Source organism: Gammaproteobacteria bacterium, assembly GCA_034522055.1.
Lineage (GTDB): Bacteria > Pseudomonadota > Gammaproteobacteria > JAABTG01 > JAABTG01 > JAABTG01.
On sequence record JAXHLS010000006.1, the window covers coordinates 880,591 to 896,104 of the forward strand.

A 15,514-nucleotide genomic window follows, 5' to 3' on the forward strand; every position below is an offset into this window, starting at 1 on the left:
TCATTCAGGGGTCACGTCCGCGCCGGCCGCGGGGTCCACCTCGGCCTCATCCACCACGCGCTCCGCCGCCACCAGCTTCTCGCCCTTGGCCATGCTCATGACCCTGACGCCCTGAGTAATGCGACCGAGACGGGAGATCTCGCCGGCACGGATACGTACCAGGGTGCCGGCGTTGGAGATGAGCATGATCTCGTCGTCCTCGCCCACCTGGATGGCCGACACCAGGGCGCCGTTGCGGGGGCTGGACTTGATGGCGATGAGGCCCTGGCCGCCGCGCCCCTGGGCCCTGAACTCCTCGAGGGCCGAGCGCTTGCCGTAGCCATGCTCGGTGACGGTGAGGATATCACCCTCTTCGGGGATGATGATGGCGATGATGCGCTGGCCGGCGGGCAGGCGCATGCCCCGCACGCCGCGGGACACGCGGCCCATGGAACGCACTTGGCCCTCGCCGAAGCGGATGGCCATGCCGTCGCTGCTGAACAACATGATGTCCTGCTCGCCGTCCGTGATGCGGGCTCCCACCAGGGCATCGTCGTCCATCAGCTCGATGCCGATGATGCCGGAGCTGCGGGGACGGGAATAGTCCTTCAGGGGGGTCTTCTTGACGATACCCTTGGCGGTGGCCAGCAGCACGTAGCCGGGCCTGTCGAAATCGGTCACCGGCAGCACGGTCTGGATGCGCTCGCCCTGCTCCAGCTGCAGCAGGTTGACGATGGGCATACCACGGGCGGAACGCCCGGCCTGGGGGAACTCGTAGACCTTGAGCCAGTACACGCGGCCGGAGCTGGAAAAGCACAATACAGTGTCGTGGCTGTTGGCGACGAACATCTTGTCGACGAAGTCCGCCTCCTTCACCGAGGTGGCGATCTTGCCCTTGCCACCGCGGCGCTGGGCGGAATAGACACCGGCGGGCTGGGCCTTGACGTAGCCGGCGTGGGACAGGGTCACCACCACCTCCTCCTCCGTGATGAGATCTTCGAGGCTGAGGCGCAGGTGGGTGTCGATGATCTCGGTGCGACGCTTGTTGCCGTACTCGTCCCTTACCCGCTCCAATTCCTCTCGAATCACCTGGGTCATGCGATCGGGGTTCTGGAGGATCTCGAGCAGATCGACGATCTGGCCGATGATGCCACGGTACTCCTCGAACAGTTTGTCCTGCTCCAGGGCCGTCAACTGATGGAGGCGCAACTCCAGGATGGCCTGGGCCTGGTTGATCGACAGCCGGTAGCCGGCCTCGCCGAAACCCATGCCCTCCGCCAGGCCGTCGGGCCGCGTGGACTCGGCATCGGCGCGCTCCAGCAGGGCCGCCACCTCACCGGGGGCCCACACCGTGGACACCAGGCGTTCCCTGGCCTCGTCCCGCGACCTGGAGGTGCGGATGAGTTCGATGACATCGTCGATGTTGGCCAGGGCCACCGCCAGCCCTTCCAGGATGTGGGCCCGGTCCCGGGCCTTGCGCAGCTCGAAGACACTGCGCCGCGTCACCACCTCGCGGCGGTGGCGGAGGAAGGCGTCCAGCAGGGCCCGCAGATCGAGCAGGCGGGGCTGGCCGTCCACCAGGGCCACCATGTTGATGCCGAACACCACCTGCAACTGGGAGTGCTGATAGAGATTGTTGAGCACCACCTCCGCCATCTCGCCCCGGCGCAGCTCGAATACCACCCGCATGCCGTCCTTGTCCGATTCATCGCGGATCTCGGTGATGCCCTCGAGCTTCTTCTCCTTCACCAGCTCGGCGACGCGTTCCTGGAGGCGGGCCTTGTTAACCTGGTATGGGATCTCCGTAGTGACGATGCGCTGGCGCCCGGATTCGGGAACCTCCTCGATGTGGCAACGCGCCCGCACGTAGATGCGGCCACGCCCGGTCTCGTAGGCCTCGCGAATGCCATCGGCGCCGTTGATGAAGCCCGCGGTGGGAAAATCCGGCCCCGGGATGTATTCCATGAGCTCGGCCACGGAGATCTGCGGGTTGTCCAGCATGGCCAGCACACCGTCCACCGTTTCGGCGAGGTTGTGGGGCGGGATGTTGGTCGCCATGCCCACGGCGATGCCCGTGGCGCCGTTCACCAGCAGGTTGGGGAACCGATTCGGCAGGACCGTCGGTTCCTTCTCTTTCTCGTCGTAGTTGGGCACGAACTCCACGGTCTCCTTCTCGATGTCCTCGAGGAGGGCCGTGCTGAGTTTGGTCATGCGACATTCGGTGTACCGGTAGGCCGCCGGGGGATCGCCATCCACGGAGCCGAAGTTGCCCTGGCCGTCGATGAGGGGGTTGCGCATGGCGAAATCCTGGGCCATGCGCACCAGGGCATCGTAGGTGGCGGTGTCACCGTGGGGGTGGTATTTGCCCAGCACGTCACCCACCACGCGGGCGCATTTCACGTAGGGCCGATTCCAGCTGTTGTTGTTCTCGTGCATGGAGAACAGGATGCGCCGGTGCACCGGTTTGAGGCCGTCGCGCACATCCGGCAGGGCCCGGCCCACGATTACGCTCATGGCGTAATCCAGGTAGGACTGGCGCATCTCCTCCTCGATGTTGATCTGGAGGACTTCTTTGGCAAAATCGACCATGGTTCTGGGGGGCTCCGGCGACAAATCTATGCAGCAATAAAGCCGCGAAATATATCACATTTCGCCTTGTCTGAGCATACTTCAGGCGGTCTGGGCGCCGCCTTCCCTTCAGGGAACACCCCAACCATTGGCTGTTTCCCGGCCCCCCCGGGCGGACCACCCCATCGATCACGCAAGTGGTTGAAATCCGTGGGTGCCGGGCCAGGCAGGGGACGGAATCACCGGCCCCTGAACGGCCCGGCGAGAGGCCGCCGGGCGGCGGCAGAGGGATCAGGAACGGCCGTAGACGGGGATCGCAGCGCCGTTGATGGCGCGGCTCTCCTCGGCCGCCAGGAACAGGATGACATCCGCCAGGGCAGACGGTGTCACCCAGGCGGCGAAATCGGCATCGGGCATGGATTCCCGATTGGGCGGGGTGTCGATGGTGCCCGGCAGGATGCAGTTGACGTTGACCGGAGAGTCCCAGTTCTCCCGGGCCAGGCTCTCGGTGAGGGTGATGACACCCGCCTTGGACGCACAGTAGGGTCCCATCTTACCCTTGCCCTCCCGGGCGGCTCGGGCGGAGACATTGATGATGCGCCCGAAACCCGCCTCCAGCATGTGGGGCACCACCGCACGGCAGGTGTTGAACACGGATCGCAGGTTGAGATCGAACATGCGTTGCCAGGTGGCATCGTCCGTGTCCTGGAGCAGCGGCCCCATGGCGAAGCCGCCGGCGATGTTGGCCAGGATATCCACCCGGCCCATGTCATTCAGGATCCGTTCCATGGCTTCCTTGACCACCCCCGCGTCGGTGATGTCGAGGACATAGGGACGGGCGCCGTCGAGCCCTCCCGCCACCTCTCGCAACCCCGCCTCGTCGAGATCCAGCAGGGCCAGGCGGGCGCCGGCGTCGTGGAAGGCCCGGGCCGTGGCCCGCCCCAGAGTTCCGGCGGCACCGGTGACCATCACGTTCCTGCCCTCGAACCCGAAGTTGCTGCGCTCAGCCATGGACCTGCCTCTCTCGCGTCATAAGCCAGGGCGCAGGTTACCAGAGGGCGCGGGGATATCGGAACCGACGTCAGGGCGCGACCGTGACCCGGTTGCGGCCGGTCTCCTTGGAACGGTAGAGGGCAGCATCTGCGCGGCCGATGAGGTCGAGGGCGGACTCGTGGCCATTGTGGCAAGCCACGCCGATGGAGATGGTGACATTGCCGATGGAGCCACCGGTATCCAGACGCTTTATCTTGCCGCGACCAATGGCCAGCCGCATGGTCTCGGCCAGACTCTCGGCACCAGCGAGATGGGTCCCCTGCAGCAACACGGCGAACTCCTCACCGCCATAGCGGGCGGCGGTATCTTTGCCCTTGATATTATCCGCGATGGTCTTGGCCACCATGCGAATGACCTTGTCACCGAACAGGTGACCGTAGTTGTCGTTGACGTCCTTGAATTCATCGATATCGAGCATCAGCAGGCAGATGGGCTGAGGGCTTCCGTCGGAACAGGCGGCGAGAGCCTGGTCCAGGGCGTCCGCAAGCCCTTTGCGGTTGATGAGGCCGGTGAGGGGATCCGTGAGAGCCTCCATGCGGGCCTTGTCGAGTTCCTGGCGCAGATCCTCCACCTCCCGCATGGTGGCCGACAACTGGCTCTGGAGCATTTCATTGGCCATCTTCACCGAATGGGTATCGCTGGCCAGGCCATCCACCACCGTGCGCAACTCGTCCATGGTGATATTGGGCGCCAGACGCTCGCGGCAGTTGCTGATGGAGCTGTTGAGGAAAGAGGCCTGATTGTTGGCCTCCCGCACCGATTCAGTGACGTCCGTGAGGACCGCCCCCATCTGGTCCTCCACGGACTGGATGTGGTCGATGTTGCAGGGTGACACATGGCACAGGTAAAGCTGCTCCATGGCATCGTCGTCCAGTTCGTCCTTGGACAGCAGGTCGTCGAAAGCCTGTTTCAGCTTCGGGTTGATGCCCGTGACGTACTCATAGCAGACGGTGTAATTGACGGGGTTCGCCGCCAGACCGTTGCGCGAGATGATGGGCAGGACCAAGCGCAGACACTCGGCACTGAGGTCCCGTGATTCCTTGTACAACATATGAAGTGCCGCCTCCGCTCCTCGTCACCGTTGCCACCGCCGCCCCCCCCGGCGTCGCAGTGGCATCCCCATTCGGGGCACATTGCCTGCCCTTCCGTTCCCGGGAACGACCAATAACTAAGAGTGTGTCGGAAGCATTGGGAAAAACTTGACACGTTTCACGCCCGGTATGGGACATCCGCCGCAAAACCTTTTGGCTCGTCAGCAGAATTCGTGGGTGTAGTGAGAAGAATTTCTTCTCGCCAAGACGCCAGGAACGCCAAGAAATCAGCAGGTTGAATGTCGGGATGAATCCCGACCTACAAAAAGCGTAACCGCGAAAGACGCGAAATGACGCGAAAAGGGAGAAGGACAGAGGCGTAGGTCGGTTGCCGAGAGCAACCTACCTACAGACTGTTTGACAGGAAACGGAGTATCTACATCCGTGCCAAAGGAATGGGCGGTGGGGTGTGTTGCGTAGGTCGGGCTTCAGCCCGACAAAGGAAGCGCCTTCACTGGCAGGGGTGGCAACTCAACGGGGCAGATAAAGCCTGCAAACACGCCGTGCCATGGCACTTCCCTGTGCATGTGCAATGGTCCGGAGGCTATGTGAGCGGAATCAGAACTCGCCGTTGGCGCCTGCGTACATGATGGCCTTCAAGGTATCGTTCACGCTCTCCGCCACTTCCATGACATCGGGTGGGAGAGGCGCGGCGTTGATAAGCATGTCGAGGTTCATCATCATCAGCCACATCCGGCCGTCACCATCCTCCACCAGGGCGATGCGACACGGCATGTAGGCGGCGAAGATGATGTTATGGGTCACCATCTTGTGGGCGTCGCTGGGGTTGCAGAACTGGAAGATCTCGAGACGTCCCGAGTCGACGCCGCGGGCCTCGAGTTCCTTGGACAGGGGTTGGTGGGCGACGAACTTCATATTCAGGGCGATGGCCTTGGATTGCAGGGCATCGATGGCATCGTCCGCGGACACGTCCTCCGCCAGGGGCACCTTGAGCACCGTCTGGTTGATATCGAAGGCCTGCATGCCCTCCGGCATGCCCTGGGCCGATCCGCTATCGGCGGCTACTGGACCCGCGGATGCGAGTGCCATCATAAAGACCATAGACAATAATCTTTTCATAGAATGCTTGCTCCTCTGGTGATTCAAAGATTGCCCTGTACCCAGGGCGCGCGGCGGGCGGTCATTAGAACATAGGGCCCGCAGGGTGCAAAGCTATTGACTTTCCATCCATGGGTTTTATTTCCCACATCGAAAGGGAGACACTAAAACCCTGTCTTCCATCGGGAATTCGGGGTGGCGGCAGTGCTATCCGCAGGCCATCACGGGCCGCCGGCCATGTGCTGCGGTGGCCGTTTCCTGACCATGAGTGAGAACCAAACCATGCCCTACTACATCTACCAACAACGCCCCGGCAAAGACTTCGATCGGGTGGCCGAATTCGCCGCCTATCGTCCGGCCCGGGAAGAAGTCCGCAGGCTTCGTGCCGCACTGCCCGCGGATGCCGATTACACCCTGCGCATCATCCATGCCCGCAACACCGACGAGGCCGTGGGCCTGATGTCCGAGACCCGGGAGCCGCGGCCCCTGGGAGAAGACGCCTGAGCCCCGGGGCCGGCCACCATGGCTGAAGACATGCAGCAAGTTGTCGCCCTGCTCACCCGCGCGGCGGAACAGGGCAATACCCAGGCCCAGTTCCGGCTCGGCGTCATGTATGCCAACGCCGACGAAGTAGCCCTGGACTACATCGAGGCGGCCCGCTGGCTGGGCCGCGCCGCCGCCCAGGGACTGGCGGAGGCCCAGTCTCTTATGGGCTGGCTGTGCGCCAACGGCTACGGCGTGCCCCAGGATGACGCCGAGGCTGGGCGCTGGTACCTGCGGGCGGCAGAGGCCGGCCGGGCTCGGGATCAATACACCGTGGGCGCCATGTATCGCTGGGGACGATACGGGGTAGCGGCGGATCCGGTCCGCATGCTGGACGGGTACCAGCGCAGCGCCCAGCAACAATTCGGGCCGGCGCAACTCGCCCTGGGGCAGTTGCTCATGAAGGACGAGTATGGCATCGAAAAGGACTACGTCCTGGCCTACCAATGGCTGTCTCTGGCGGTGGTCAACGGCGCCGAGAACGCCGGCCAGGTATTGGAGTCCCTGACCCGGGAGATGTCGCCCGAGCAATTGGCTGAGGCCCAGCGCGCCATGCTGAGTGACGCCGCGCCCGATGCGACGGGCCCGTCCACCGGCGGCATGGGACACGCCCTGTGAATGCGGGTTAAACTCCCGCCCCGATGACAACGCCTCGCTGGGCCGTTGCCGCCCGGGCCATTCGATGATAAAAAGCTTTAGAATTAATCGGGTTGCAAGCCAGTTAATTCTTATGGCGATACGGGCTCATGGCGATACGCGCCGCCCGAGATGATGAAAGAGGAGCGCGTATCGCCATGCTCGTTCCCTCACCCCATCCCTCTCCCAGAGGGAGAGGGGAGTTCGTGCTTCGCGACTTTCACGTTTTAAAGATCAGGTTGACACCAACGGAGAGCAGGACCGCATGGCCACCATCAAACGAATCACGGCCCTCTGGGTCGCCGGGGTCCTGGCCGTGGGCAGCCAGCAGGCTTGCGCTGCGGGCTTCATGTTGTTCGAATACAGCGTCAGTGGCTTGGGCAATGCCCTGGCCGGCGGTGCCGCCAGTGCCGAGGATGCCTCCACCATCTACGCCAACCCGGCCGGCATGACGCGCCTCGGCAATTCCCAGTTTCTGGGCGGCGCCCATGTCATCCTGCCCTCCACGAAGTTCAAGGACAGCAATTCCCAAACCGCCGGTGGAGCGTCGCTTGAGGGCGGCGATGGCGGCGACGGTGGTGTGAACGCGGTGGTGCCCAATCTCTTCTACTCCCACGCCATCGATGATCGCTGGACCGCGGGTCTCGGCATCACGGTGCCCTTCGGGCTGTCCACCGACTACGACGACGGCTGGCAGGGCCGCTACCACGCCCTGGAAAGCGACCTGCGCACCGTGAACATCAACCCCTCGGTGGCCTTCCAGGTGACACCGCGCTGGTCGGTGGGGCTGGGAGTCAGCGCCCTGCACGGGGACCTCAAGGAGTTCTCCAACGCCATCGACAACTTCGGGGTGTGCGGCGGCCTGCTCCAGCAAGGCGTCTCTGGCGTGACCTCTGGCACCTGCGGTGCGCTGGGCGGGCCGGCCAACGCGACGGTGGACAGCCGCGTCAAGCTTGAGGGCGACGACTGGGGCTACGGCTTCAACGTCGGCGTGCTGTTCCAGCCTGACTCACGGACCCGTATCGGCCTCTCCTACCGCTCCAAGGTGGAACTGGAACTGGATGGCTCTGCCGACTACCGGCTGCCCGACGCGGCCGCCGCCGCAAGCTTCCGTAACGCCGTGAACGCCCTTCCCACCGTGCTCTCGGACAGTGGGGCCAGCGCCGACCTCACTCTGCCGGAGATCGTATCCATCTCCAGCTTCCAGCAACTGAGCGACCGCTGGTCCCTCATGGGGGACATCACCTGGACCCGCTGGAGCCGTTTCGACAGCCTGGTGGTGGAATTCGATAACGGCGCCCCGAATCTGGTGATAGAAGAGGACTGGGACAATTCCTTCCGCGTCGCCCTGGGCATGACCTACACCCCCTCACCCACGTGGACATGGCGCTTCGGTGTCGCCTACGACCAGGCGGCGGCCAAACGCAATGACCGGGTGAGCCCGCGCATCCCGGACGAGGACCGCACCTGGGTGACCGCCGGCTTCAGCTTCGCGGCCACCCCGTCCATCAACCTGGACGTGGGCTACGCCCATCTGTTCATGCCGGATCGCAAGATCCGGCTGACGAACGCCACCACGGGCCACGTGCTAGAGGGCGAGTTCGAGTCGGAAGTGGATATCCTGAGCGCCCAGCTCAACTGGACCTTCTGATTCAGCGCCCCACCGCCCCCTCTTCGTAGACCTCCTCGACTTCATCCGCGAAACGCTCCAGCACGAGATTCCGCTTGACCTTCATGGTGGGCGTGAGCAGTCCCGAATCGATGGTCCAGGGCTCCAGGGTCAGGAGCACCTTGCGGACCCGGGCATAGGCGGGGAAGTCCTTCAACTGCGCCGCGACCCGTTTCACTACCAATTGATGGGCCTTGGGATCCTCGACGGCCTTGGGGTCGTCCGTCGCAAAACCGTGCGCGGCCGCGAATTCACGCCAGGCATCCGGATTGAGCACCACGATGGCGCTGAGGAAGGGCCGGCCTTCGCCGATGATGATCGCCTGGTCGAAGAGTTCATCCAGGCAGATGGCACTCTCCATGTCCCCAGGCGGCACCTTTTCGCCGTTGGACAGGACCAGGATGTCTTTGATTCTACCAGTGATATAGATGTGGCCGTTCTCGATGCGCGCCTGATCGCCGGTGTGGAGCCAACCGTCTTCGTCGATCATCTCACGGGTCCATTGATCGTTGTTCCAATAACCCAACATGACACCCGGGCCGCGCACTATCAACTCATCACTGTCGCCGACGCGCACCTGGATCCCTGGCAGCGTCACCCCGACACTGCGCGGCTCGTTATCCTCCAGGGCATTCACGCTGATCACGGGGCTGGTCTCGGTCAGACCGTAGCCTTGGAGGATGGGGACGCCGAGGGAGATGAACATCCGGGCCACCGTATCATTCAGCGGCGCCCCACCGCTCACGGCCAGCCGCAGGCGCCCGCCCAGCTTACCCGTCACCTTGCCGGCCACCAGCTTCTCCAACAGCGGCCATGCCAACAGGGACGGGGTCCATCCCTGTCGTCCCTGCTGGTAGCAAAAACGCCGCCAGCCCACGGCCACGGTGAGGTCGAACAGGCGGCGGGCCAGCGTACCTTTGTCCTTCATCTGCTGCTGAATGCGGCCATAGACCCGCTCGAAGATCCGCGGCACCGCGATCATCAAGGTTGGCCGTATCTGCTGCAGGTCGGTGGCCAGCTGGGCGATGGAACGGGAGTAGGCTACGCAGGACCCCGCCATCATGGGCAGATAATAGCCGCCGGTCCGTTCCAGGGTATGGGACAGGGGCAGGAAGGACAGGAACAGGTCCTCGGTATCCACATCCACCAATTGTAATCCGCCGTAGGCCACGGACATCATGTTCATATGACTGAGCATGACCCCCTTGGGTCTGCCGGTCGTGCCGGAGGTATAAACGATGGAGGCCAGCTCATTGCCGTCCGCCGACTCTGAGGTCCAGGCATCGGCCTCGCCGGGCAGCCACTCCTGCACCGACCGGACCCTCGAATCCTCTTCTGCTCCGCTGTCCTGACCTCCCTGCTGCAGCAACACCCGCTGCAGCGGCGAATCCCCATGCACGGCAGGCGCCAGGCGCGTCCAGAATTTGGCGTCCTGGATCAGCAATACTCTGCTCTGAGCATCCTCAAGGATATATGCCGTATTCTCCGGGCGGTCATCCGTGTAGAGCGGCACGACCACCAGGCCGAGGCTGAGGGCCGCGATATCGAAGTACACCCAGTCTGGACAGTTACGCAGGGCCACCGCCACGCGATCGCCGCGGTTCAGGCCCTCTGCCGCGAGCGCCGCGCGCCAGCGGCACACCTCGTCGAAGGCCCCGCGCCAAGTGATCTGTTGCCATTGGCCGGTCGATTTCTGGAAATAGCGGTAGGCCGCCCCGGCAGGGCTACGCCGGACCCGCTCGAGGAACAACCGCTCGAGGGTGAGCACTTCCTGAGGATCGATCACGTCCTTCATTGGGCACTGGTCTCGTCAGGGTTGTCAGAACGGCTTCGCCAGGTTCGGACGGAACGCCGGCCGTTGGGGCCACGGACGGCGGCAGTCGAATACCGCCCGAAGTATCCCACGGGCGTTGCCCTATTGCACTTCCGTGAAGCCTAGACGACCCGGCATGTCGTGCTCATCAGGGCGCAGTCGAGGGTACTCAGGGGTTGGCACAGACATGGCGGAGTTCTCCCGGCGCCCGATATCCGCATCGAAAAACTGCTATCCTGATGCTCCCCGTGCGGGTGCTCCTCTCATGCCCCTGCTGACCGCGAGAGATTATCGATCATGCGTTTCCTTTTTTCCCTCCTGCTGGTTGCGGCCCTGGCCTATGGCGCCTGGCCCTACCTCCACGTCTACCGGCTGGACACCGCCGTGGCAGAGGATAATACGGGCACCATCCGCGCCCTGGTGGACTTGGAGGCGGTGCAGCGCCATCGCACGGCGCAGTTGGAATGGCACCTGGAGAATCGCATCGACAACACGGTCGGGCAGGAGGGGACCCTGTCGGACATGGTCAAACGGGGCGCCCGCTGGGTCCGGGACAGAGGCGGCAGCGGGGATATCGACCCCGTCTGGGTGCGCCAGCGCCTGCTGGAGGCCCGGGTCAACGACGTGAGCGGCCTGCTCCAGAGCATCGATTTCGCCTTCTTCGAGGGACCCAACCAGTTCCTGGTGCGTCTGGGCGAGTTGGGTGAGGGACCCACCCACCTGCGTTTCGAACGGCGGGAGTGGCGCTGGTACCTGACCGGGATCTACGACTGAGCTTTAATGTCGGGATGAATCCCGACCTACATCCGTGCCGCTGGAACGGGCGGTGGTGCTATCTCTGTAGGTCGGGCTGTAGGTCGGGCTTCAGCCCGACAGCCTGCGGTGCATTCCCACCCGGCCCGTGGTGCGTGCGGCAGGGTTTAATGTCGGGATGAATCCCGACCTCCAGGCTGACCCCTGGCGCTTCTGTCCTTCTCCCCAGGGGAAATGGGAAAGGAGAAAAGATTACCACCCGTGCGTCTGCTCTGCTGACGCCGAAACGGTGGATCCGCTGCGCCTTTTCAAACTGCCACTCCTCCCTGACCTTCTCCCTTTTCGCGTCATTTCGCGTCTTTCGCGGTTACGCTTTTACGCTTTTAGTAGGTCGGGCTTCAGCCCGACAGCCCCAGCTCCAGTTCGTCCAGGCGCCTTTCCAGCTTCTTGATGGACACCGGCACGCTGGTCTTCAACTCCTGGGCATACAGGGATACTCGCAGTTCCTCCAGCAGCCAGCGCGTTTCGGCGACATCCGCACCATGGCCCGGGGTCGTCGCCTCGCGCTCACGCAGGGCCAGGTAACGAGACTCCAGGGGAGTCAGGCGGGCGCCGAGTCGGCTATCGCGGTCCGGCTGTTGCAGCAGCCGCTGGGTCCGTACTTTCATGGCATGCAGGAAACGGGGCAGATGCCCCAGCCAACGGGCCGAGGTATGAAGCAGGAAACCGGGATACACCAGGCCCTCCAACTGGCCCCGGAGGTCTCGCCGCGCGTCTTCCATGGCGGAGCGGGGCATGTCGTCGATGGCTAGTGCCACCTCGCGCGCGAGGCGCAGGATCTCCACTACCATCGCCCCGGTATCCTCGAGATGCTTGACCAGCCGCCCCTGACCGGCGCTCGCCCGGCGCTCGAACTCGGCCTGGCTGCGCACCGCCGTCCCCTCCGCCATGAAGGTGCGCTCCACCGCCGCCAGCACCAGGGCCGTGCGCAACTCGTCGCAATCGGCGGCGTGGCGGGTGGTACCCAGGGCCGCGTACAGCAGGCACATCTGTTCCCGGTCCCCGATGCGCCGCGCCGCCTGCTTGAGCTGGGGCGCGAAGCGCAGGGCGAAGAGCCGCCGCAGCCCGCGGCGGTGTTCCTGATGGGCGGTCGCCGCGCGGTCGAACAGCCGCAGGGCCACGCGGTCACCGCGATCCACCAGGGCGGGATAGCCCCTTAGGGTCAGGGAGCCCCGTACCTCCTCCACTACCTCCGGGAGGTCGCCGAAATCCCAGTGGGTGATGTCCTCCCGCCCCCAGCCCGCCGGCCCCCGGCCACCGAAGGCCGCCGAGGCCCGGTCGGCCCAGCGGGCCTTGAGGACGGCGAGGTCGCGCCCCGTATCCAGCGTCCCGCCGTCTTCGTCCACCAGCTTGAAACGCATGCGCAGGTGGTCCGGCAGGCCGTCCCAACGCCATTCCTCTTCGGGCACCTCGGTACCGGTCATGCGTTTGAGCTCCGCGGCCAGGGCCGGGCCCAGGGGTCCCTGGCCCCAGGGCAGGGCATCCGCCGCGGCGCGGGCGAAATCCGGCACCGGCACGAAACGCTTGCGATAGTGCTTGGGCAGGGCCCGCAGCAGCTGCTCCAGGAGTTCCCGGAACAGCCCCGGCACCAGCCAGCGCACCCCCTCGGTATCGACCCGGTTGAGCAGGGGCAGGGGCAGTTCCAGGGTCACTCCGTCCTCCTCGGCGCCGGGCGCGTGGCGGTAGGTCAGGGGCAGACGCTGGCCATCCACCTCGAGGTATTCCGGGAAACGCCGGGCATCCACTCCCTCCGGCATGGCTTCGACCAGGTCCTCGCGGGAGAGGTGAAGGGCCCGGGAACCGCCGCCGTTCTTTGTCCCGAGCCAGCGGTCCAGGGCACGGTTGCTGGCCACGTCGGCCGGCACCCGGGCGTCGAAGAACTCGAACAGACGCTCCGGCGTGACCACGATATCCCGGCGCCTGGACTTGTGCTCCAGCTCTTCCAGCTCCGTCACCAGCAGCCGGTTGTGGGCCGCGAAGGCGCCCCGTCCCCGGTAGCCCCCCGCCACCAGGGCCTCGCGGATATAGATGGCGCGGGCCTCGGGCGAATCGATGGACTGGTAGTCCACCCGCCGCCCGCTGGCCAGCGGCAGGCCGAAGAGGGTGACCCGTTCGAAGGCCATCACGCGGCCGGCACGGGGCTCGAAGTGGGGGTCGTGGTAACGGCGGCGCACCTCGTGGGCCCCCGCCGCCTCGATCCAGGGGGGCTCCACCTGGGCCACCACCCGGGCGTAGATGCGATTGGTCTCCACCAGCTCCCCCGCCACCACCCACTTGGGCCGGCGTTTGCCCAGCAGGGTGCCGGGATGGATCTGGAAAGTGGTGTTGCGGGCACCCTGGTAGCGTTCGTCCCGCTCCTTGAAGCCGATGTTGCCCAGCAGGCCCGTGAGCACGGCCCGGTGGACGGTCTCATAGTCCGCCTCCGCCGCCTCCACCTGCACCCCCTGATCGTGGAGCAGGCCCAGCACCTGTTGATGGACATCGTGCCACTCACGCATGCGCGAGGCGTTCAGATAACGTTCCCGGCACAGGGCCCGCAGCTTGTTGCGGGACAGGTGGCGGGCCTGTTCGTGGTAGAAGTCCCACAGGCCCACGTAGGACAGGAACTCGGAGCGCGGATCGGCCGACTCCCGGTGCAGGGCATCGGCGGCGGCACGCTTATCCCGGGGACGCTCCCGGGGATCCTGCACCGACAGGGCGCTGGTGATGATGAGCAGCTCCCGCAGGCCGCCACCCTCCTGGGCCGCCAGGATCATGCGCCCCAGCTTGGGATCCAGGGGCAGGCGCGCCAGGCGCCGGCCGAGGGCGGTGAGACCCTTGGCGCGATCCATGGCCTGGAGCTGCTCCAGCAGCCGGTAGCCGTCGCGGATGTAACGGCCATCGGGCGGGTCCACGAAGGGAAAGTCCTCCACCCGCCCCAGGCCCAGGGCCGCCATCTGGAGGATCACGGCGGCCAGGTTCGTGCGCTGGATCTCGGGCTCGGTGTGCTCCCGACGCGCCTCGTAATCAGCCGCGTCGTAGAGCCGGATGCAGATCCCCGGTCCGAGGCGCCCGCAGCGCCCCTTGCGCTGGTCGGCCGAGGCCCTGGACACCGCTTCCACCGGCAGCCGCTGCACTTTGCTGCGATGGCTGTAACGGCTGACGCGGGCGCGGCCCTCGTCCACCACGTAGCGGATCCCCGGTACCGTGAGGGAGGTCTCGGCCACGTTGGTGGCGAGCACGATGCGCCGCTTGCGGCCGATGGCGAAGACGCGGGCCTGCTCGGCGACGGACAGGCGGGCATACAGGGGCAGGATCTCCACCCCCGCGGGATGGTGCTTGCGCAGGGCTTCCTCGGCATCCCGGATCTGGCGCTCGCCGGGCAGGAATACCAGCACGTCCCCCGGGCCCTCCCGGGACAACTCGTCCACCGCCTCCACCACCCCCTGGGTGTAGTCCCGACCTTCATCCTCCCCGTCACTGCGTCCCAGGGGCCGGTAACGCACCTCCACGGGATGGCTGCGCCCCTCCACCTGGACTACGGGGGCGTCGTCGAAGTGCCGGGACAGGCGATCGGGATCGATGGTGGCAGAGGTGATGATCACCTTGAGGTCCCGGCGGCGCGCCAGCAGCCCCTTGAGGTAACCGAGGAGGAAATCGATGTTGAGGCTGCGCTCGTGGGCCTCGTCCAGGATGAGGGCCTCGTACTGCAGCAGGTCGGGGTCGCCCTGGGTCTCGGCCAGCAGGATGCCGTCGGTCATAAGCTTGATATGGCCATCCGCCCCCACGCGGTCGTGGAAGCGCACCTTGAACCCCACCCCCTCCCCCACCCGGGTATCGAGTTCCTCGGCGATGCGCAACGCCAGGCTGCGGGCGGCGATGCGCCGGGGCTGGGTATGGCCCACCAGGCCCCGCACCCCGAGTCCGGCCTCCAGACACAGCTTGGGCAACTGGGTGGACTTGCCGGACCCGGTGTCGCCACACACCACCACCACCGGGTGAGCGCGGATGGCCGCCACCAGTTCCGCGCGTGCGGCGGAGACCGGCAGATCCTCGGGATAGCGCAGAGGCGGCAGGGCGGCGCGCCGGCGGGCCACCGCTGCGCTGGAACGCGCCATATCGGCCCGGAGGGCGGCCAGGCCGCGGTCCCAGGGCCGGCCCTGGCGTCGGCGGCGTCGCAGCCCCTGGATGCGCCTGTCGAAGGCGGGCACGTCCCGCAACAGGCACCCTGCGATGGCGTCATCCAGGCCGGCCCAGTCGGGGTCCTCCGGGTCCACCGCCCGCGCTTCTGCCCTGTCGTCGCCCGTCACG

The 15,514-nt window shown here is 65.5% G+C and carries 10 protein-coding genes; 4 read left to right on the top strand and 6 right to left on the bottom strand.

All coding sequences use genetic code 11. The features are described 5' to 3' along the window. The 4 genes from gyrA to U5S82_22870 form a co-directional block, all read right to left on the bottom strand. The gene (gene gyrA / locus U5S82_22855; protein ID MDZ7754405.1) at positions 1 to 2,568 is read right to left on the bottom strand and encodes a DNA gyrase subunit A; all 2,568 of its coding nucleotides are present in this window, start codon (positions 2,566 to 2,568) and stop codon (positions 1 to 3) included. Positions 2,569 to 2,838: 270 nt separating this feature from the next. Then, on the bottom strand, positions 2,839 to 3,558 hold the full coding sequence (locus U5S82_22860) for an SDR family NAD(P)-dependent oxidoreductase (protein ID MDZ7754406.1): 720 nt from the start codon (positions 3,556 to 3,558) through the stop codon (positions 2,839 to 2,841). Positions 3,559 to 3,628: 70 nt separating this feature from the next. Continuing rightward, on the bottom strand, positions 3,629 to 4,651 hold the full coding sequence (locus tag U5S82_22865; protein ID MDZ7754407.1) for a GGDEF domain-containing protein: 1,023 nt from the start codon (positions 4,649 to 4,651) through the stop codon (positions 3,629 to 3,631). Between the two features lie 598 nt (positions 4,652 to 5,249). Beyond that, on the bottom strand, positions 5,250 to 5,753 hold the full coding sequence (locus tag U5S82_22870; GenBank protein MDZ7754408.1) for a DUF302 domain-containing protein: 504 nt from the start codon (positions 5,751 to 5,753) through the stop codon (positions 5,250 to 5,252). A gap of 261 nt (positions 5,754 to 6,014) precedes the next feature. Between U5S82_22870 and U5S82_22875 the strand changes: the two genes are divergently transcribed. The 3 genes from U5S82_22875 (at position 6,015) to U5S82_22885 (ending at position 8,580) form a co-directional block, all read left to right on the top strand. Continuing rightward, positions 6,015 to 6,254: a hypothetical protein gene (locus U5S82_22875; protein ID MDZ7754409.1), complete on the top strand. Its 240-nt coding sequence runs from the start codon at positions 6,015 to 6,017 to the stop codon at positions 6,252 to 6,254. A gap of 18 nt (positions 6,255 to 6,272) precedes the next feature. After that, positions 6,273 to 6,911 carry a tetratricopeptide repeat protein gene (locus U5S82_22880; GenBank protein MDZ7754410.1) on the top strand — a complete coding sequence of 213 codons (639 nt, stop codon included), beginning with the start codon at positions 6,273 to 6,275 and terminating at the stop codon, positions 6,909 to 6,911. Positions 6,912 to 7,194: 283 nt separating this feature from the next. After that, positions 7,195 to 8,580, top strand: a complete 1,386-nt coding sequence (locus tag U5S82_22885; GenBank protein MDZ7754411.1) for an outer membrane protein transport protein — start codon at positions 7,195 to 7,197, stop codon at positions 8,578 to 8,580. Position 8,581: 1 nt separating this feature from the next. Here U5S82_22885 and U5S82_22890 read toward each other — a convergent pair whose 3' ends face one another. Then, positions 8,582 to 10,393 carry an AMP-dependent synthetase/ligase gene (locus U5S82_22890; GenBank protein MDZ7754412.1) on the bottom strand — a complete coding sequence of 604 codons (1,812 nt, stop codon included), beginning with the start codon at positions 10,391 to 10,393 and terminating at the stop codon, positions 8,582 to 8,584. 315 nt (positions 10,394 to 10,708) lie between these two features. On the opposite strand from U5S82_22890, the gene U5S82_22895 reads away from it, so the two are divergent. Next, positions 10,709 to 11,185, top strand: a complete 477-nt coding sequence (locus tag U5S82_22895; GenBank protein ID MDZ7754413.1) for a DUF2939 domain-containing protein — start codon at positions 10,709 to 10,711, stop codon at positions 11,183 to 11,185. A 377-nt stretch (positions 11,186 to 11,562) separates the two neighbouring features. Here U5S82_22895 and hrpA read toward each other — a convergent pair whose 3' ends face one another. Then, positions 11,563 to 15,513: an ATP-dependent RNA helicase HrpA gene (hrpA, locus tag U5S82_22900; GenBank protein MDZ7754414.1), complete on the bottom strand. Its 3,951-nt coding sequence runs from the start codon at positions 15,511 to 15,513 to the stop codon at positions 11,563 to 11,565. Position 15,514 lies beyond the last annotated feature (1 nt).

Coding starts and splice junctions, on each gene's coding strand:
- U5S82_22895 (MDZ7754413.1), top strand. CDS start 10,709: ATGCGTTTCCTTTTTTCCCTCCTGCTGGTTGCGGCCCTGGCCTATGGC.
- U5S82_22885 (MDZ7754411.1), top strand. CDS start 7,195: ATGGCCACCATCAAACGAATCACGGCCCTCTGGGTCGCCGGGGTCCTG.
- U5S82_22875 (MDZ7754409.1), top strand. CDS start 6,015: ATGAGTGAGAACCAAACCATGCCCTACTACATCTACCAACAACGCCCC.
- U5S82_22860 (MDZ7754406.1), bottom strand. CDS start 3,558: ATGGCTGAGCGCAGCAACTTCGGGTTCGAGGGCAGGAACGTGATGGTC.
- U5S82_22880 (MDZ7754410.1), top strand. CDS start 6,273: ATGGCTGAAGACATGCAGCAAGTTGTCGCCCTGCTCACCCGCGCGGCG.
- U5S82_22865 (MDZ7754407.1), bottom strand. CDS start 4,651: ATGTTGTACAAGGAATCACGGGACCTCAGTGCCGAGTGTCTGCGCTTG.
- U5S82_22890 (MDZ7754412.1), bottom strand. CDS start 10,393: ATGAAGGACGTGATCGATCCTCAGGAAGTGCTCACCCTCGAGCGGTTG.
- U5S82_22870 (MDZ7754408.1), bottom strand. CDS start 5,753: ATGGTCTTTATGATGGCACTCGCATCCGCGGGTCCAGTAGCCGCCGAT.
- gyrA (MDZ7754405.1), bottom strand. CDS start 2,568: ATGGTCGATTTTGCCAAAGAAGTCCTCCAGATCAACATCGAGGAGGAG.